A 17,001-nucleotide genomic window follows, 5' to 3' on the forward strand; every position below is an offset into this window, starting at 1 on the left:
AATTAACATATTCTGACGATACGGCGCTTACATGATTGTCTTCTCAGCCTTACAAATTCGCCGCGGCATCCGCGTCCTGCTCGACAATGCCACCGCCACCATCAATCCCGGTCAGAAGGTCGGGCTGGTGGGTAAAAACGGCTGTGGGAAATCCACGCTGCTGTCGCTGTTAAAAGGTGAAATCACCAGCGATGCCGGTACCGTCACGTTCCCCTCTCACTGGGCACTGGCCTGGGTGAATCAGGAAACTCCCGCGCTGGATAAAGCTGCGCTGGAGTACGTGATTGATGGCGATCGCCAGTTTCGCCAGCTTGAAGCAGAACTGGCGGATGCCAATCTGCGCGACGATGGTAATGCCATCGCGCTGCTGCATGGCAAGCTGGATGCGGTGCAGGCGTGGAGCATTCATGCGCGCGCCTCAAGCCTGCTGCACGGTCTGGGCTTCAGTCAGGAACAGCTGCAGCGTCCGGTCAGCGACTTCTCCGGTGGCTGGCGTATGCGCCTTAATCTGGCCCAAGCGCTGATTTGTCGTTCCGATCTGCTGCTGCTGGATGAACCGACCAACCACCTCGATCTCGATGCGGTGATCTGGCTGGAACGCTGGCTGAAGAGTTATGAAGGCACGCTGATCCTGATCTCGCACGATCGTGACTTCCTCGATCCGGTCATCGACAAAATTATCCATATCGAACAGGAGTCGATGTTCGAATACACCGGCAACTACAGCTCCTTTGAGCGGCAGCGCGTCGCCAAACTGGCTCAGCAGCAGGCGCTGTATGAGAGTCAGCAGGAGAAAGTGGCGCATTTACACAGCTACATTGATCGCTTCCGTGCGCAGGCCACTAAAGCCAAGCAGGCGCAGAGCCGAATCAAGATGCTGGAGCGCATGGAGATGGTCGCGCCTGCCCATGTCGACAATCCGTTCAGCTTCACCTTCCGCAAGCCGGAGAACCTGCCTAATCCGCTGATGAAGATGGAGAAGGTCACCGCGGGTTATGGCGACCGTATCATTCTCGACGCCATCAAGCTCAACCTGGTTCCGGGATCGCGTATCGGCCTGCTGGGACGTAACGGCGCCGGTAAATCGACCCTTATCAAGCTGCTGGCAGGTGAGCTGGAAGCGATGGACGGCAAGATGGGGCTGGCGAAAGGGATCAAGCTCGGTTACTTCGCCCAGCATCAGCTGGAGTATCTGCGGGCTGACGAGTCGCCGCTGCAGCATCTGTCGCGCATTGCGCCTCAGGTGCTTGAACAGCAGCTGCGCGACTATCTGGGTGGCTTCGATTTCCGTGGAGATAAAGTCACTGAAAACACCGAGCGCTTCTCCGGCGGTGAGAAAGCGCGACTGGTGCTGGCCCTGATTGTCTGGCAGCGCCCTAACCTGCTGCTGCTCGATGAACCTACCAACCACCTCGATCTCGATATGCGTCAGGCGCTGACCGAAGCGTTGATCGACTTCGAAGGTGCGCTGGTGGTGGTGTCGCACGACCGTCACCTGCTGCGCGCCACCACCGACGATCTCTATCTGGTGCACGATGGCAAAGTGGATGTGTTTGAGGGCGACCTCGAAGATTATCAGCAGTGGCTGAGCGATCTGCAGAAACAGCAGGCGCAACAGGATGCCGCACCGAAGCAGGATAACGGCAACAGTGCCCAGGCGCGTAAAGATCAGAAGCGCCGCGATGCCGAACTGCGCACCCAGACGCAACCACTGCGCAAAGAGATCGAGAAGCTGGAAAAGCAGATGAGCAAATGGCAGAGCCAGCTGGCCGATGCCGAAGCGCAGCTCTCAGACAGTGCAATTTATGAGCCGAGCCGTAAAGCGGACCTGACCACCGCGCTGCAGCGTCAGGCGGAGAGTAAGTCTGCGCTGGAAGAGGTTGAGATGGCGTGGCTGGAGGCCCAGGAACAGCTCGAACAGATGATGGCTTCATAAATAAACTCTCCCCGCTCGCGGGGAGAATCTTTTAACGCGGTTTATCGCCCAGCACCGTTGCCCGCTGCATGATGCGCCGGGCGGGATAGTAGTCAGCATTGGCATAATGCTGCGTCACCCGATTATCCCAGATAGCCAGATCGTCTGGCTGCCAGCGCCAGCGCACCTGAAACTCCGGTTTGGTGGCATGCGCAAACAGGAAGTCCAGCAGCGCATCACTCTCCTTCTCGCTTAAATCCACAATCCGAGTGGTAAAACCCTCGTTCACAAACAGCGCTTTTTTGCCGCTGACCGGATGGGTGCGGATCACCGGATGCTGCACCGGCGGATGCTTCGCCACCGCCTGCTGCCAGCGCTGATGCTCCTCTTCGGTTTTGCGGTACTTATATTCCTGGAATGACTTTTTGAAATCATGCTCGGCACTCAGGCCTGCCAGCAACTGTTTAAAAGGCTCAGAGAGCGCCTCATAGGCCGCAATGCCGCTGGTCCAGAGCGTGTCACCGCCCGCCTCCGGTAACACTTTTGAGGCCAGCAAAGCGATGGCCGGTGGCGTGTCGATAAAGGTGACATCGGTGTGCCAGTTGTCGTTATCCGGCGGATTATCCTGATGCGTATCCAGCACGATAATCTCCTCAACGCCTTCTGCATGGGGATAGACCGGATGGATATGCAGGTCGCCAAAGCGGATCGCCAGGGCACGATGCTGTTCCGGCGTAATTTTCTGGTCACGCAGAAACAGCACCTGGTGGCGCAGCAGGCCATGGTAAAGCTGTTCAAACTGCGCATCACTTAATGGCCGGGAGACATCCAGGTTTGAAACCTGCGCGCCGATATAGGGGCTAAGCGGGGTAAAACTGATACGTTCATTCATGACTGTTCTCCACTCCAGGGCGTCAGACGGCGCTGCAACGCGCGGAGCCCGAGTTCTAAACTAAAAGCGATAAAGGCGATCACCGCGATACCCGCCAGCACCACATCGGTGGCGAGAAACTCTCCCGCTGACTGCACCATAAAACCGAGGCCACGCGTTGCGGCAATCAGCTCCGCTGCCACCAGCGTTGACCAGCCCACTCCCAGACCAATGCGCAGACCGGTCAGAATCTCCGGCAGCGCGCCCGGCAGGATCACCCAGCGCAGCAGCTGCCAGCGGTTAGCCCCCAGCGAGCGAGCGGCGCGAATACGTACCTGCTGCGTGTTACGCACCCCGGCCAGGGTAGAGAGCGTCACGGGCGCGAAGATCGCCAGATAGATCAGCAGGATTTTTGATGTCTCACCAATGCCGAACCAGATCACCATCAGCGGCAGATAGGCGAGTGGCGGAATCGGGCGATAAATTTCAATCAGCGGATCGAGCAGCCCGCGTGCGGCCGGGCTGAGGCCCATCAGAATCCCCACCGGAATACCGATAGCGGCAGCAGCCGTCAGCGCAATCAGCATCCGCGTCAGGCTGGCGGCCAGATGCTGCCACAGCGTGGCATCCATAAAGCCCTGCGCGCTGGCAATCACCAGCAGCTTGCTGAACACCTGCTGCGGCGACGGCAGAAACAGCGGAGCAATCAGGCCCAGCGCGGTGACGCCCCACCAGAGCAGTAACAGCAGAGAGAGGCTCAGAACGCTCAGCGTAAAGGCGGTTGAAAACGGCCAGCGCAACCGACGGCGCACCGGCAGAGACTTATCGTGGATTAACGCACTCATGCAAACGCCTCCCGCTGATCAAATACCCGGCTCAGCACATATTCGCGCTGAGCGATAAACTGCGGATCGGATTTTATGCTGCGGCACGACTCTCCCGCAGCAAAACGGCGGCCAAATTCGGGCCGTAGCCGCTCCACGATACGGCCCGGTCCTGGCGACAGCAGAATCAGTTCACTGGCGAGGAAAATCGCCTCTTCTATATCGTGTGTAATCAGCAGGATCTGTTTACCGCTGTCGCGCCACAGCGTCAGCAGCAGGGTCTGCATCTGCTCACGGGTAAAAGCATCCAGTGCGCCAAACGGCTCATCCAGCAGCAGCAGTTGCGGATCGGTGGCCAGCGCGCGGGCAATACCTACCCGTTGACGCTGACCGCCGGACAACTGCCAGATGGCGCGCTTTTCCGCCCCTTCCAGCCCGACCTGCCTGATGAGTTTCCGCGCGATGGCCTCACGTGCCTGGCGCGGCATCCCCGCCAGCTGCAGGCCAAAGGCGACGTTATCCAGCACGTTGCGCCACGGCAGTAACCCTTCATTCTGAAACACCACGCCGCGCTCCGCGCCTGGCCCGGTCACCGGCTGGTTATCCAGCGTGATGCTGCCCGACTCCACCGGCAGGAATCCGGCCACCAGATTAAGCAGCGTGGTTTTGCCACAGCCGGAGGGGCCGAGCACGACCAGCAGTTCCTGGCTATCCAGTTGCAGATTGATATCCTGCAACACGGGCTGCCCGGCATAACGGGCATTAAGGTGAGCGATGCGCAGCATAGTGCCTCCTTACGGTTTAACTAATGGCTCGACGAAACGGGAGGTCACATAACCGCTGTAGTCGTTATCTGCCTGCGGCACCCGGCCCTGCGCTTTCAGAAACTGCGCGGTATCGACGATCGCCTTATTGACCGGCTTGCCCAGCTGCTCAACCTGCTGCTGCGCTGTCAGGTAGGTATTGCCCTTCACCAGACCCGGCACCTGCGCTTCCGGCACGCCGCTCAGGCGTGAGAGTTTGCTGAGGTTATCAGGCTGCTTCAGCCAGCTGTCGGGACTGTTAAGATAGGCCTGCTGCGCATCGATCGCGCTGCGGGCAAAGGCGGTCACGATCTCCGGGTGCTGTTCGGCAAAATCTTTGCGGACTACCCAGACATCCAGCGTCGGTGAACCCCAGCTCCCCACTTCCGCAGAGTCGGTTAACACCTTGCCTTCTTTCTCCAGCTCATTGACTGCGGGCGCCCAGACATAGGCACCATCAATGTCACCACGCTGCCAGGCCGCGATAATCGCTGGCGGCTGCAGGTTTACCAGCTGAACCTGCGACGGCTTGATGCCCCAGTGTTTCAGTGCAGCCAGCAGGCTGTAGTGAGTAGTAGAGATGAACGGCACCGCGATGCGTTTGCCAATGAGATCTTTAGGAGAGGTAATGGTCTTTTTTACCACCAGCGCTTCAGAGTTGCCCAGCTGAGAGGCGAGTAAAAACGCTTCAATTGGCAGTTTCTGCGCTGCTGCGACCGCTAAGGGACTGGAACCGATGTTGCCAATCTGGACGTCGCCGGACGCCAGTGCGCGTAAGACGCCTGCACCGCTGTCAAACTTACGCCAGTCAACGCTGGCCCCGCTCTCTTTCGCAAAACTGTTGTCAGCCTGCGCCACTTTCGCAGGTTCGGCTGAGGTCTGGTACGCCACGGTGACATTGACCGCATCTGCCCGAAACGCCAGCAGTGCCAGCGCTGCGGCTAAAAAAGTTAAACGTGTTGCTGCCATGATCATTACCCCGCCGTTTTTATAGTGGAGGTAGTGTCTGCGGCCGCTATAGTTTCATAAAGGAATTAAAAATTATCCCTAATAGAAATAAGTTCTTAGATCACTATCTGCAAAACTAAGTTAAAAATCGCAAATGCTGAAAATAGCTAAAGTAAGCAAAAATGTCAGGCGCTCACATTATCCCTGTGCTATTGATATGCGTTCCCAATTATTGCCTGTTAAGGTCTCTGTATCCGATGTCGATCGAGAAAGTCGCTCTGCTGGCTGGCGTCTCCAAAGCCACGGTATCGCGGGTTCTCAACGCGCATCCCGGCGTAAAGCCCGATACGCGTGAGAAAGTTCTGGCGGCAATCTCTGCCTGCGACTATCAGCCCAATCTGCTGGCGCGTCAGCTGCGTACGGCGCAAAGCAACATGCTGCTGGTACTGATCTCGGATATCACGAATCCCTTCTGTTCACGCGTGGTTCAGGGCATTGAGGCCGAAGCGGAACTGCATGGCTATCATATCCTGCTCTGTAACTCCGCCTCGCAGCTTCAGCGCGAAGCCGCCTATCTGAGTCTGCTGACCGGCAAAGTGGTGGATGGCGTGATTACCATGGATGCGGCCTCCGGCTTACAGGATTTGCAGGCGCTGATCGCCGGAGCCCCCTGGGTGCAGTGCTGTGAATTTGATCCGGATATTCCCGCCTCCTCGGTCAGCATTGATCACCTTGAAGCCGCGCGTGACACCGTCCATTACCTCGCCGGTAAAGGGCGTAAACGCATCGGGCTGGTCAATGGCGACATGCGCTACCTCTACTCGCATCATCGTGAAAAAGGCTACCGGCAGGCGATTGAGGAGCTGGGGTATGCGTGGTCTGGCGTCTCTTATACCTATGAAATCTCTCCTGAAGCAGGCAGTCAGGGGCTGAGGGAGTTGATGGCGCTGCCGGAACCGCCGGATGCAGTGTTTGCGGTATCAGATGTACTGGCGGTGGGCGTGGTTCATGCGGCGCTGGAAGCAGGTCTGCGCGTGCCGGAAGATCTGGCGGTCGTCGGGTTTGATGGCGTGCCGTTTACCCGCAGCCTGAATCCACCGCTGACCACCATTGAGCAGCCGATGAATCAGCTCGGCGCGCGCAGCGTGCAGCTGCTGCTGCAGAAGATCCGCAATCCGAATGCGCCGGTCATCCGTGAGGTGCTGCCCTGGACGCGCGTTGAACGCGCATCCAGCTGACTCAGTGCCAGATTAACAGCACGCAGGCCGCAGTCAGCAGCCCCATAGCCAGGTTAAAGATTTTCCAGGCACGACGGCTGCGCAGAATGCGGCCGATCATCGCGCCAAAAGCCATCCAGATCGCGCCTGACACCAGATTAACCAGAAACATGCCGACGCTTATCGCCATCACTGAATGACGATATGCATCACCCGCCAGACTGAAGCTGGCGACCGCGCCCAGCGCCATCAGCCAGGCCTTAGGATTGATAAGCTGCAGCAACCCACCCTGCCAGAACGGCATCGGCGCATCCGGTGCCTGATCGGTTTCCAGCTTTTCATAGCTGGACGTCGCTATCTTCCACGCCAGCCAGAGCAGATAGAGGCTACCAGCGATCTTCAGCACCAGGTGCAGAGACGGATAGAGCAGGATCAGACCGCCAACGCCAAAGGCCACCATCAGCAGCATCACCTGCATGCCGATCATGATGCCGATCATCAGCGGAATGGTGCGCAAAAAGCCAAAATTAGCGCCTGAGGCGGTGAGTAACATATTATTAGGCCCGGGCGTAATCGCCGCGACCCAAAGAAAGCCCAACATTGATAAGAAAAGACTCAGTTCCATGGCAATCGGGTACTCCTTACCCTTGCAAGAAAAAACTTATCGAAGCTAACAGTGTGATATGGAACAGACAAGCTTTTACCACATGAAATTTACCGGACCGGAAAACGAGCAATTCACGCCGCCTGACAGCCTGCGTAACGCCCACCTTCAGACGATGCTGCCGCGCCTGCTGCGTCGCCGTGTCACGTTCGTTCCTCACTGGCAGCGACTCGATCTGCCGGATGGCGACTTCGTCGATCTCGCCTGGAGCGAAGATCCACAACTGGCGCAGCATAAACCGCGCGTCGTGCTGTTTCATGGGCTGGAGGGCAGCTTTCACAGCCCCTATATTCATGGCCTGATGAACATCTGCCGTGCGCGCGGCTGGCTGGCAGTAGTGATGCATTTTCGCGGCTGCAGCGGCGAACCTAACCGGCTAAACCGTATCTATCACTCCGGCGAAACGGAAGATGCCCGCTTTTTCCTGCACTGGCTGCGTCGCTGGGGCCAGGTGCCGACCGTCGCCATCGGTTTTTCGCTGGGCGGCAATATGCTGGGCTGCCTGCTGGGCCAGCAGGGCGCAGCTGCCGAAGTGGATGCAGGCGTCATTGTCTCCGCCCCGCTGCTGCTGGAGCCGTGTAGCGTAAAACTGGAACGCGGCTTCTCACGCTTCTATCAATACTATTTGCTGGCGCAGCTGAAGAAAAATGCCCGCCGTAAACTGCACGCCTGGCCGGATACGCTGCCGGTTAATCTGGCGCAGCTAAAAGCACTGCGGCGACTGCGCGATTTTGATGATGCGATTACTGCCCGTGCCCACGGTTTTGTCGATGCAGCCGATTACTATCATCGTGCCAGCGCCATGCCCTGGCTGAAGCACGCAGAGAAACCGCTGCTGATCATCCACGCCAAAGACGATCCTTTTATGAGTGATGAGGTGATCCCGCACAGCAGCCAATTATCTGCCACTATTACTTATCAACTGACACCACACGGCGGCCACGTCGGTTTTGTCGGCGGGACATTACGCCAGCCCGAAATGTGGCTGGAACAGCGCATCCCGCAGTGGATCGCCCCTTTTCTGGATAACTGATCTCGTGATTATTCCCTGGCAACAGGTCTCTCCTGAGACCCTTGAAAATCTGATTGAAACCTTTGTGCTGCGAGAAGGCACTGACTATGGCGAGCATGAACGTAGTCTGCTGGACAAGGTGGCTGATGTGCGACGCCAGCTGGAAACCGGTGAAGTGGTGCTGGTATGGTCGGAACTGCATGAATCGGTCAATATCATGCCGCGCAAAGAATTTCGTGGCTGATGCACCCGGCACCCTTTCATGATAACAATGCTCATCGTCCGACCTCACAGGGAGCTTTTCTATGTCTGCACGTCATCCCATTATCGCGGTGACCGGTTCCAGCGGCGCAGGAACCACCACTACCAGCCTGGCATTCCGCAAAATCTTTCAGCAGCTTGACCTGCATGCGGCGGAGCTTGAAGGTGACAGCTTTCATCGCTTTACCCGCCCGGAAATGGATATGGCGATTCGTAAGGCGCGCGATCTGGGACGTCATGTCAGCTACTTCGGCCCGGAAGCCAATGACTTTGGCCTGCTGGAGCAGAGTTTTAAAGAGTATGGTCACAGCGGGCAGGGGCAGTCGCGTAAATATCTGCACACCTACGATGAGGCGGTGCCGTGGAACCAGGTGCCCGGCACCTTTACGCCCTGGCAGCCGTTACCGCAGAACACCGATATTCTCTTCTATGAAGGGCTGCACGGCGGTGTGGTGACGGCGCAGCACAACGTGGCGGAACAGGTCGATCTGCTGGTGGGTGTGGTACCGATTGTTAACCTGGAGTGGATTCAGAAGCTGGTGCGCGACACCGGCGAGCGCGGTCATTCACGTGAAGCAGTGATGGATTCCGTGGTGCGCTCAATGGAAGATTACATCAACTACATCACGCCCCAGTTTTCACGCACCCATATCAACTTTCAGCGCGTTCCAACCATTGATACCTCCAACCCGTTCGCAGCCCGCGCCATTCCGTCACTGGATGAGAGCTTTGTCGTGATTCACTTTCAGGGGCTGGAGGACATTGACTTCCCGTACCTGCTGGCAATGCTGCAGGGTTCGTTTATTTCGCACATAAATACGCTGGTGGTGCCTGGCGGCAAAATGGGGCTGGCGATGGAGTTGATCATGGGCCCGCTGGTGAAGCGGCTGATGGAAGGTAAACGGATTGAGTAAGAGGCCAGCAAAAAACCCTCAGATAGCAGATGCCTTTCGCAAAAATGTCAAACCGGCTTTTCTGCGGATAAAGGCTTACTGCTGAGCAGGCTTCAGGGAGCATACGCCTTTCGCAAAGATGCAAAACCGCCATCCCTGGCCCGCTATGCTTTGCTACAGGCGTATGCTCCCTTCGCTTCACGTCCGGCAACCGCATCCGGTTTCAGTAAGACCGCTACAGACAAACCATGGGCACAAAGAATCTGACAGCAATAGATAAGCTCAACACGCAGGGAACCGGGTCAGAAGAGGAAAGCGTCCCGCGCCAGGGACAAAAACGCCGGGAGCGTTTTTGAACAACGCAACGCGTTGGCCCGGCTACGGACGCACCTCAGGGATGAGGTGCGTAATTGCGCGGGCCGAGCATGCCATGGATGGCGGTTTTTGCGTCTTTCCGATCTGACCCGGTTCTCTGCGCAGGCACAGTCTTAAAGCAACCTGCAGCAGACACTGGAAGTGAAGTTAGCAGGTCTGCAATGACTACAGCTCAACCACCTCATAGCTATGCGTAATCGTCACACCTTTACCCAGCATGATGGCCACAGAGCAATATTTTTCCGCCGAAAGATCGACGGCGCGTGAGACCGCTTTATCCTGGAGCGCTTTTCCACTCACGATAAAATGCAGGTTGATGTGCGTAAAGATTCGCGGCGCCTCTTCACGACGTTCTGAGGTCAGTTTTACTTCACAATCAGCCACATCGTTGCGGCCTTTTTGCAGAATTGAAACCACGTCAATCGCGCTGCATCCGCCCGCCGCCATCAGCACCATCTCCATTGGGCTGGGCGCTTTATCACCCGAATTCCCATCCATCAGTATCTGATGGCCGGATGAGGATTCTCCGAGGAATGTCAGCCCTTCTACCCATTTCACTCTTGCCTGCATGATTTTTGCTCCGGAATACGCTGTTTTGTCGCCAGAGTACGCTTTCACCTGGTAAACAGCAATCCAGAGAAATCCGCCCGTAGCTGAAGCGAGACAACAGAAGACAGTCGGCAAAAGCTGTGCTACAAACAGTGCTGAAAATATTTTTCGTCACCCGATGGCGAAGCCGGGAAGAATGATGCGCACTGCGCCTGATGCGGCCCGAATAATTTCCTGAAAAGGAAACGCTTGAAGCTTTCACCGCCTGACAGGGAAAACTGCCCCCTGTATTTTGGGCACGATTACAACAGAGGATAATAGCGAATGGTTCTCGGCAAACCGCAAACAGACCCTACACTCGAATGGTTCCTGTCCCATTGCCATATTCACAAGTATCCATCCAAAAGTACGCTGATTCACCAAGGTGAAAAAGCAGAAACGCTTTACTACATCGTGAAAGGTTCCGTCGCGGTTCTGATTAAAGATGAAGAAGGCAAAGAGATGATTCTTTCCTACCTGAATCAGGGCGATTTTATTGGTGAGCTTGGCCTGTTCGAAGAAGGTCAGGAGCGCAGCGCCTGGGTACGTGCGAAAAGCGCGTGCGAAGTAGCGGAGATTTCTTACAAGAAATTCCGTCAGCTGATCCAGGTTAACCCCGACATCCTGATGCGACTCTCCTCGCAGATGGCGCGTCGCCTGCAGGTCACGTCTGAAAAAGTGGGTAATCTCGCTTTCCTCGATGTCACCGGACGCATTGCACAGACTCTGCTTAACCTGGCGAAGCAGCCAGATGCCATGACGCATCCCGACGGCATGCAAATTAAAATCACTCGTCAGGAAATTGGCCAGATTGTGGGTTGTTCACGTGAAACCGTGGGCCGTATTTTGAAGATGCTGGAAGATCAGAACCTGATCTCCGCACACGGCAAAACTATCGTCGTTTACGGCACCCGCTAATTCCTGTCATCCACGGCGTGATGGCAACATCACGCCGTTATTGTTTGTGTTGGGCCGATGTGGCGTCGAATCATTTACCATCCTGAAGTTAACTACGCCTTGCGACAAACGCTGGTGCTCTGTCTGCCGGTGGCGCTGGGCTGGCTGGCTGGCGACCTGCAAAAAGGTCTGCTGTTCTCGTTAGTGCCCGCCTGCTGCAATATCGCCGGTCTTGATACTCCGCATAAACGCTTCTTCAAACGTCTGATTGTAGGCGGCAGCCTGTTTGCCCTCGGCAGTTTTCTGATCCAGTGGCTCACCCTGCATGCGATTCCACTGCCGCTGATCCTCTTCGCTATGCCTTTGCTGCTTGGCGTCACCGGTGAGATCAGCCCGCTGCATGGTCGCCTGCTGCCCGGCACCCTTATTGCCGCCATCTTTACCCTCAGCCTGATTGGCCGCATGCCCATCTATGTCACTCCGCTGCTCTATATCGGCGGCACGCTCTGGTATGGGGTATTTAACTGGTTCTGGTTCTGGCTGTGGAAAGAGCAGCCGATGCGTGAGAGCCTGAGCCTGATCTACCGCGAGCTGGCCAACTACTGCGACGCCAAATATACCCTTCTGACGCAGCTGACCGATCCCGAAAAAGCGCTGCCGCCGCTGCTGGCTCACCAGCAGAAAGTGGTCGATCTGATCAACACCTGTTATCAGCAGATGCACATGCTGTCGGCAAGCCGCGATCACAGCCATAAGCGGCTGACGCGCGCTTTTCAGGTGGCACTCGATCTGCAGGAGCATATCTCGGTCAGCCTGCACCGCCCGGAAGAGGTGCAAAAGCTGGTGGAGCAGAGCCATGCTGAAGCGGTGATCCGCTGGAATGCCAAAACCATCTCGGCCCGACTGCGGGTACTGGCGGATAACATCCTTTATCACCAGTTACCCGACCGCTTTGCGATGGATAAACAGCTCGGCGCGCTGGAGAAAATCGCCCATCAGCACCCCGATAATCCGGTGGGTAACTTCTGTCTTTATCACTTCAACCGCATTGCGCGCGTGCTGCGCACCCAGAAGCCGCTTTACCAGCGCGACCTGATGGCAGACCGCCAGCGCCGCCTGCCGCTGTTACCGGCGCTGCGCAGTTATCTCTCGTTTCGCTCGTCGGCGCTGCGCACGGCGGGTCGCTTTGCGGTGATGCTGATGCTGGGCAGTGCGCTGGCGCTGTTCTTCAACATCCCTAAGCCCTACTGGATCCTGATGACCATTATGTTCGTCAGCCAGAACGGCTACAGCGCTACCCGCGTCCGTATCCAGCACCGGGCGCTGGGCACCTTTGCAGGACTGGTGATTGCGGCTGCCACGCTGCGGCTGGCGGTGCCGGAGTCACTGGTACTGCTGATCATGCTGGCGATCACCTTTATCAGCTATCGCTTTACCCGCCAGTTCTATGGCTGGTCGATGATTGGTTTTACGGTCACGGCGGTTTACTCGCTGCAACTGCTGTCACTGAATGGCGCACAGTTTCTGCTGCCGCGACTGATGGATACGCTGATGGGCTGTCTGATCGCCTTTGGCGGGATGCTGTGGCTGTGGCCGCAGTGGCAGAGCGGCTTACTGCGGCAAAACGCCCACGACGCGCTGGAAACCTATCAGGATGCGCTGCGGCTCTTGCTGGGCGATGAACAGTCGCCAGAGAAACTGGCTTATCAGCGCGTGAAAGTGAATCAGGCACACAATGCGCTGTTTAACTCACTGAATCAGGCGATGCAGGAACCGGCATTCAACTCCCGCTATCTGAGTGATATGCGGCTCTGGGTCACCCACAGTCAGTTTATCGTCGAGCATATCAATGCGATAACGATTCTGGCGCGCGAGCACACGATGCTGACCGCCTCGCTGGCTCAACGCTATCTGCAATCCTGCGAAATTGCGCTGCAGCGGTGTCAGCAGCGGCTGGAATATGATGGTGAAAGCTCACAGGTGAATCTGCTGGATGACCTGGAGAACATCAGTGAAGGACCGATCACGGTGGTGGAACAGCATGTGCGGCGCATTCTCGATCACCTGAGCGTGATGTACACCATTTCATCGCTGGCGTGGAACCAGCGACCGCAACATGGCCGCTGGCTAATCAGACGCTTACGTAAAAACTAAGCTAGCCGTTGAGCACTTTGCCGACGGCGGTGGCGAAGCGGCGCATGCCCTCTTCAATGTCAGCAGGTTCGATGATCAGCGACGGAGCAAAGCGCATCACATCGGTGCCCGCCACCAGCACCATCACCCCTTCAGCGGCAGCTGCATTCAGAATGTCGCGCGACCTGCCGGCATGCTGAGGTTTCAGCGCCGCGCCAATCAGCAGACCTTTGCCGCGAATGTCACTGAACAGGTCATACTTCGCGTCGATGGCCTGTAGCGCCGTAACAAAGTGCTGGCGACGCATCTCAACGCCCGCCAGCACGTCTGGCGTATTGATGATATCCAGCGCCGTTTCGGCGATGGCGCAGGCCAGCGGATTACCGCCATAGGTGGTGCCATGCACGCCTGGTGCCATAGTCGAAGCGATCTCATTGGTGGTCAGCATGGCGCTCACCGGGAAACCGCCGCCCAGCGCTTTGGCTGAGGTCAGAATATCGGGCTGGACGCCATAATGCTCATAGGCGAACAGTTTGCCGCTACGTCCCATACCGCTCTGCACTTCGTCCAGTACCAGCAGCGCCTGATGCTGATCGCAAAGTGCACGCAGTCCCTGCATAAATTCCTGCGTCGCGGGCATGACGCCGCCCTCACCCTGAATCGGTTCAACCACAATGGCGCAGGTGTGATCGTCAATGACCGCTTTCACGGCGTCCAGGTCATTGAACGGCACGTGGACAATATCCGCCGGTTTAGGGCCGAATCCATCAGAATATTTTGGCTGGCCGCCGACCGTAACGGTAAACAGCGTCCGGCCATGAAAGGCATTGTGAAACGCGATGATCTTACTTTTGAACGGGCTGTGGCGTTTGCAGGCATAGTAGCGCGCCAGCTTAAACGCCGCTTCGTTGGCTTCGGCACCGGAGTTGGCGAAGAAAACGCGATCGGCAAAGGTCGCCTGAATGAGCTTACTGGCGAGACGCAGTGCCGGTTCGTTGGTAAAGACATTACTGGTATGCCACAGCGTTTCGCCCTGGCTTTTCAGTGTTTCTACCAGCGCAGGATGGCAGTGTCCAAGTGCGGTAACGGCAATACCACCCGAGAAGTCGATATACTCTTTGCCCTGCTGATCCCATACGCGACTGCCCTTGCCTTTTACCGGCACAAACTGCGCAGGTGCATAAACAGGCAAAATAACGTTATCGAACGTCTCCCGCGTGACCGCCATTTTTTCCGCTGCCATTAGTGACCCCATTTGAATGATTGTTGTGCAACATTGAAATAATAATCACAAAATATGCATAAAAAATCACTCAAAGGCAACTTATTGCGAAAGGAAATTGCGCAGCAGCTGATGTCCCTGCTCGCTGAGAATGCTTTCGGGATGGAACTGCACGCCTTCCAGCGCCAGGGTTTTATGACGGAATCCCATAATTTCGTCAGGCTCGCCGTCACGCACCGTCCAGGCCGTCACCTCGAACGCATCGGGCAGGGAATCGCGCTGCACAATCAGCGAGTGGTAACGGGTCACGGTAAGGGGATTATTGAGATTTCGGAACACGCCCTGGCCGGTGTGCTGAATCGCGGAGGTTTTGCCGTGCATCACCTGACGCGCCCGCACCACTTTCGCGCCATAGGCCTGCGCAATCGCCTGATGGCCCAGGCAGACACCCAGCACCGGCACGTTACCGGCGAAATGCCGAATCGCCGCCAGCGAGATGCCCGACTCTGACGGCGTGCAGGGGCCAGGGGAGATCACCAGATGGGTCAGCGGTAACGCTGCCATCTGCTCCAGGGTGATGGCATCATTGCGCACCACCTGAACCTGCGCGCCCAGCTCGCAGAAGTATTGATAAAGATTCCAGGTAAAGGAGTCGTAATTGTCGATAAGCAGCAGCATGACGCGTCCAGAATGATAAACCGCGCCGCTATTCTACGCGGTTAAGCCGCCTCACTCACCACTTTCGCAAACACCTGCTCCAGCGGAGTCAGGTCTCCGGCTACACCCGCCTGATTAGCGGCTTTCCAGCTTTCAGCATCCGTCTCTTCCCAGTTCAGCAGATAACCGGCATGCAGCGCCAACTGCTCAAAGAAAATCCGCTGCGCCCGGCCATTTCCATGACGGAAAGGATGCAGCATATTGATTTCGCAGTAGTAATGAGCGATGCGCTGAATAAATTCGTCACGCGGCAACTCAGCCAGGCCTTTCTCCTCTTCCAGCGCGGCCATCAGCGCGTTACCTTCCTTTTCGATATATTCAAAATGGCAGAACGGCGTCTCATCACGCCAGATATCGATGGTGCGCAGTTCGCCAGCCCAGCTGTAAATGTCCTGGAACAGCGTGCGGTGGATCTGGCGCAGGTAAGGCAATCCGGGATTACGCGGCCCCAGTTCCAGCGTGGCGGCACGCGCTGCACTGAAGCTCAGCTCCGCCTTGCGCAGTTGCGCGGCGTCATGAATGTCGGCCAGATTTTTCAGCACCGTGTCATGCTGCCACAGGTAAGGATCCTGGGTCACAGCGGTATTAGAGTCCATATTGCCTCCTCAGTGACGCCAGGCGTGCAGCCGCATCTTCACTGTTCAGGCTGGTTTCATTCGGCGCAAAGCCTTCCAGCTTACAGCTGGCCTGATAGCTGGCGCTACGCCGCTGTTGCCACAGAGTGACCTTCTGTTTTTCGGTGAGTTTGTTCGCCATACCGCCTCCTGCTCAGTTTTTTGCCCTAAGTATAAGAGCAAATTCTGGCTTTGCCGGAAGCGACAGGCGGTCGCCATCCGCAGATGGCGACAAAAAGCGTTAAGGCAGGACTTTGGCAGAGAGGATAACTACCGGTTTGGACGGCACATTCTGGTACGGACCCACATCTTTGGTCGGAACCTGAGAAATTTTTTCAACCACATCCTGACCTTTCACAATCTTACCAAATACGGCATAGCCGAAATCGCGCTGGCCGTGGTCGAGGAAGGCATTATCCGCAACGTTGAGGAAGAACTGGCTGGTGGCACTGTCTTTATCGGCAGTACGCGCCATAGAGATGGTACCGCGCAGGTTACGCAGTCCATTGTCCGCTTCGTTTTTAATTGGCGCGTTGGTCTGCTTCTGCTGCATATCCGTGGTGAAGCCACCACCCTGCACCATAAAGCCCGGGATCACGCGATGAAAAATGGTGTTGTTGTAAAAACCGTTGTTGACGTAATCAACAAAGTTTTTCACAGAAACCGGCGCTTTCTGGTTATTCAGTTCGAGTTCGATATTGCCGGCGGAGGTGGTGAGCAGAACGTGGGTGTCACCTTTTGCGGCCAGCGCCTGGGCGGAAACGGAAGAGAGCGCTAACAGGGTGATGGCCGCTGTTAAAGTACGTTTAAACATGAAAGATTCCTTACCTGGGAGAGCGGGCACAAAAACGTGATTGATTGTAAAGAGACTCTATTCCATGAGCCAGCGTTTTACCTATATTTACGCTGTTGCGGCAAAAGCGCTGAGCAAACGTTAAACAACCGTAATTGCGTGATTAAAATCACACAACACATGAAATATGGATCTGTAGTTTCACTGCTTGTTTATTAAGATCACAGTTCCGTTTACACTTTCTGACACTTTTT

Annotated in this window: 18 protein-coding genes; 7 read left to right on the plus strand and 11 right to left on the minus strand. The window is 56.4% G+C overall.

The features are described from left to right. The first annotated feature begins 31 nt into the window (after positions 1-31). On the plus strand, positions 32-1,936 hold the full coding sequence (locus AC6I8E_RS16810; protein WP_497824234.1) for an ABC transporter ATP-binding protein: 1,905 nt from the start codon (positions 32-34) through the stop codon (positions 1,934-1,936). Between the two features lie 31 nt (positions 1,937-1,967). On the opposite strand, the gene tauD is transcribed toward AC6I8E_RS16810, so the two are convergent. Genes tauD through tauA form a run of 4 tightly spaced genes read right to left on the minus strand, consistent with a single transcriptional unit; the run spans position 1,968 to position 5,382 of the window. Further along, on the minus strand, positions 1,968-2,807 hold the full coding sequence (tauD, locus tag AC6I8E_RS16815; protein ID WP_013359256.1) for a taurine dioxygenase: 840 nt from the start codon (positions 2,805-2,807) through the stop codon (positions 1,968-1,970). After that, on the minus strand, positions 2,804-3,631 hold the full coding sequence (gene tauC / locus AC6I8E_RS16820) for a taurine ABC transporter permease TauC (protein ID WP_147789576.1): 828 nt from the start codon (positions 3,629-3,631) through the stop codon (positions 2,804-2,806). The genes tauD and tauC overlap by 4 nt, the downstream gene beginning before the upstream one ends. After that, positions 3,628-4,395, minus strand: coding sequence for a taurine ABC transporter ATP-binding subunit (gene tauB / locus AC6I8E_RS16825; protein ID WP_013359258.1), 768 nt, complete (start codon positions 4,393-4,395; stop codon positions 3,628-3,630). The genes tauC and tauB overlap by 4 nt, the downstream gene beginning before the upstream one ends. Positions 4,396-4,404: 9 nt before the next feature. Continuing rightward, positions 4,405-5,382: a taurine ABC transporter substrate-binding protein gene (gene tauA, locus AC6I8E_RS16830; protein WP_107320139.1), complete on the minus strand. Its 978-nt coding sequence runs from the start codon at positions 5,380-5,382 to the stop codon at positions 4,405-4,407. A gap of 236 nt (positions 5,383-5,618) precedes the next feature. Between tauA and AC6I8E_RS16835 the strand changes: the two genes are divergently transcribed. Continuing rightward, entirely contained in the window at positions 5,619-6,599 is a 981-nt protein-coding gene (locus AC6I8E_RS16835) for a LacI family DNA-binding transcriptional regulator (protein ID WP_497824235.1), read from the plus strand. A 1-nt stretch (position 6,600) separates the two neighbouring features. Here the strand turns inward: AC6I8E_RS16835 and AC6I8E_RS16840 are convergent, their stop codons facing one another. Continuing rightward, the gene (locus AC6I8E_RS16840; protein WP_013359261.1) at positions 6,601-7,203 is read right to left on the minus strand and encodes a LysE family translocator; all 603 of its coding nucleotides are present in this window, start codon (positions 7,201-7,203) and stop codon (positions 6,601-6,603) included. Positions 7,204-7,261: 58 nt separating this feature from the next. Between AC6I8E_RS16840 and AC6I8E_RS16845 the strand changes: the two genes are divergently transcribed. From AC6I8E_RS16845 to AC6I8E_RS16855, 3 genes are all read left to right on the plus strand, one after another. Further along, complete coding sequence (locus AC6I8E_RS16845; protein WP_497824236.1) at positions 7,262-8,275, plus strand: hydrolase; 1,014 nt, start codon at positions 7,262-7,264, stop codon at positions 8,273-8,275. Between the two features lie 4 nt (positions 8,276-8,279). Then, complete coding sequence (locus tag AC6I8E_RS16850; protein WP_013359263.1) at positions 8,280-8,498, plus strand: YheU family protein; 219 nt, start codon at positions 8,280-8,282, stop codon at positions 8,496-8,498. Positions 8,499-8,559: 61 nt separating this feature from the next. Then, positions 8,560-9,429 (plus strand): phosphoribulokinase, encoded by an 870-nt coding sequence (locus AC6I8E_RS16855; protein WP_013359264.1) that lies wholly within the window; start codon positions 8,560-8,562, stop codon positions 9,427-9,429. 519 nt (positions 9,430-9,948) lie between these two features. Here AC6I8E_RS16855 and AC6I8E_RS16860 read toward each other — a convergent pair. After that, positions 9,949-10,353, minus strand: coding sequence for an OsmC family protein (locus tag AC6I8E_RS16860; RefSeq protein ID WP_013359265.1), 405 nt, complete (start codon positions 10,351-10,353; stop codon positions 9,949-9,951). 303 nt (positions 10,354-10,656) lie between these two features. Between AC6I8E_RS16860 and crp the strand changes: the two genes are divergently transcribed. Together crp and AC6I8E_RS16870 are read left to right on the plus strand one after the other, a co-directional pair. Further along, complete coding sequence (gene crp / locus AC6I8E_RS16865) at positions 10,657-11,289, plus strand: cAMP-activated global transcriptional regulator CRP (RefSeq protein WP_003852956.1); 633 nt, start codon at positions 10,657-10,659, stop codon at positions 11,287-11,289. A 57-nt stretch (positions 11,290-11,346) separates the two neighbouring features. Continuing rightward, positions 11,347-13,422, plus strand: coding sequence for a YccS/YhfK family putative transporter (locus tag AC6I8E_RS16870; protein WP_013359266.1), 2,076 nt, complete (start codon positions 11,347-11,349; stop codon positions 13,420-13,422). A gap of 1 nt (position 13,423) precedes the next feature. On the opposite strand, the gene argD is transcribed toward AC6I8E_RS16870, so the two are convergent. The 5 genes from argD to ppiA all read right to left on the minus strand — a co-directional run bounded on the left by argD (position 13,424) and on the right by ppiA (position 16,768). Continuing rightward, entirely contained in the window at positions 13,424-14,644 is a 1,221-nt protein-coding gene (gene argD / locus AC6I8E_RS16875; protein WP_013359267.1) for a bifunctional acetylornithine/succinyldiaminopimelate transaminase, read from the minus strand. Positions 14,645-14,725: 81 nt separating this feature from the next. Beyond that, entirely contained in the window at positions 14,726-15,301 is a 576-nt protein-coding gene (locus tag AC6I8E_RS16880; protein WP_278495510.1) for an aminodeoxychorismate/anthranilate synthase component II, read from the minus strand. Positions 15,302-15,342: 41 nt separating this feature from the next. After that, positions 15,343-15,936: a putative adenosine monophosphate-protein transferase Fic gene (locus tag AC6I8E_RS16885; protein WP_033784152.1), complete on the minus strand. Its 594-nt coding sequence runs from the start codon at positions 15,934-15,936 to the stop codon at positions 15,343-15,345. Beyond that, positions 15,926-16,096 (minus strand): YhfG family protein, encoded by a 171-nt coding sequence (locus AC6I8E_RS16890; protein WP_013359270.1) that lies wholly within the window; start codon positions 16,094-16,096, stop codon positions 15,926-15,928. The genes AC6I8E_RS16885 and AC6I8E_RS16890 overlap by 11 nt, the downstream gene beginning before the upstream one ends. A 99-nt stretch (positions 16,097-16,195) precedes the next feature. Further along, the gene (gene ppiA, locus AC6I8E_RS16895; protein ID WP_003852970.1) at positions 16,196-16,768 is read right to left on the minus strand and encodes a peptidylprolyl isomerase A; all 573 of its coding nucleotides are present in this window, start codon (positions 16,766-16,768) and stop codon (positions 16,196-16,198) included. Positions 16,769-17,001: the final 233 nt, after the last annotated feature.

It is taken from the genome of Pantoea sp. X-Soil-YNGN-785, assembly GCF_059730585.1.

Bases quoted from the DNA above. Each gene is read 5' to 3' on its own strand.
- crp (WP_003852956.1), top strand. From the start codon at position 10,657: ATGGTTCTCGGCAAACCGCAAACAGACCCTACACTCGAATGGTTCCTG.
- AC6I8E_RS16890 (WP_013359270.1), bottom strand. From the start codon at position 16,096: ATGGCGAACAAACTCACCGAAAAACAGAAGGTCACTCTGTGGCAACAG.
- AC6I8E_RS16870 (WP_013359266.1), top strand. From the start codon at position 11,347: ATGTGGCGTCGAATCATTTACCATCCTGAAGTTAACTACGCCTTGCGA.
- AC6I8E_RS16885 (WP_033784152.1), bottom strand. From the start codon at position 15,936: ATGGACTCTAATACCGCTGTGACCCAGGATCCTTACCTGTGGCAGCAT.
- ppiA (WP_003852970.1), bottom strand. From the start codon at position 16,768: ATGTTTAAACGTACTTTAACAGCGGCCATCACCCTGTTAGCGCTCTCT.
- AC6I8E_RS16845 (WP_497824236.1), top strand. From the start codon at position 7,262: ATGGAACAGACAAGCTTTTACCACATGAAATTTACCGGACCGGAAAAC.
- AC6I8E_RS16840 (WP_013359261.1), bottom strand. From the start codon at position 7,203: ATGGAACTGAGTCTTTTCTTATCAATGTTGGGCTTTCTTTGGGTCGCG.
- tauA (WP_107320139.1), bottom strand. From the start codon at position 5,382: ATGGCAGCAACACGTTTAACTTTTTTAGCCGCAGCGCTGGCACTGCTG.
- AC6I8E_RS16855 (WP_013359264.1), top strand. From the start codon at position 8,560: ATGTCTGCACGTCATCCCATTATCGCGGTGACCGGTTCCAGCGGCGCA.
- tauD (WP_013359256.1), bottom strand. From the start codon at position 2,807: ATGAATGAACGTATCAGTTTTACCCCGCTTAGCCCCTATATCGGCGCG.
- AC6I8E_RS16835 (WP_497824235.1), top strand. From the start codon at position 5,619: ATGTCGATCGAGAAAGTCGCTCTGCTGGCTGGCGTCTCCAAAGCCACG.
- tauC (WP_147789576.1), bottom strand. From the start codon at position 3,631: ATGAGTGCGTTAATCCACGATAAGTCTCTGCCGGTGCGCCGTCGGTTG.
- tauB (WP_013359258.1), bottom strand. From the start codon at position 4,395: ATGCTGCGCATCGCTCACCTTAATGCCCGTTATGCCGGGCAGCCCGTG.
- AC6I8E_RS16880 (WP_278495510.1), bottom strand. From the start codon at position 15,301: ATGCTGCTGCTTATCGACAATTACGACTCCTTTACCTGGAATCTTTAT.
- AC6I8E_RS16810 (WP_497824234.1), top strand. From the start codon at position 32: ATGATTGTCTTCTCAGCCTTACAAATTCGCCGCGGCATCCGCGTCCTG.
- argD (WP_013359267.1), bottom strand. From the start codon at position 14,644: ATGGCAGCGGAAAAAATGGCGGTCACGCGGGAGACGTTCGATAACGTT.
- AC6I8E_RS16860 (WP_013359265.1), bottom strand. From the start codon at position 10,353: ATGCAGGCAAGAGTGAAATGGGTAGAAGGGCTGACATTCCTCGGAGAA.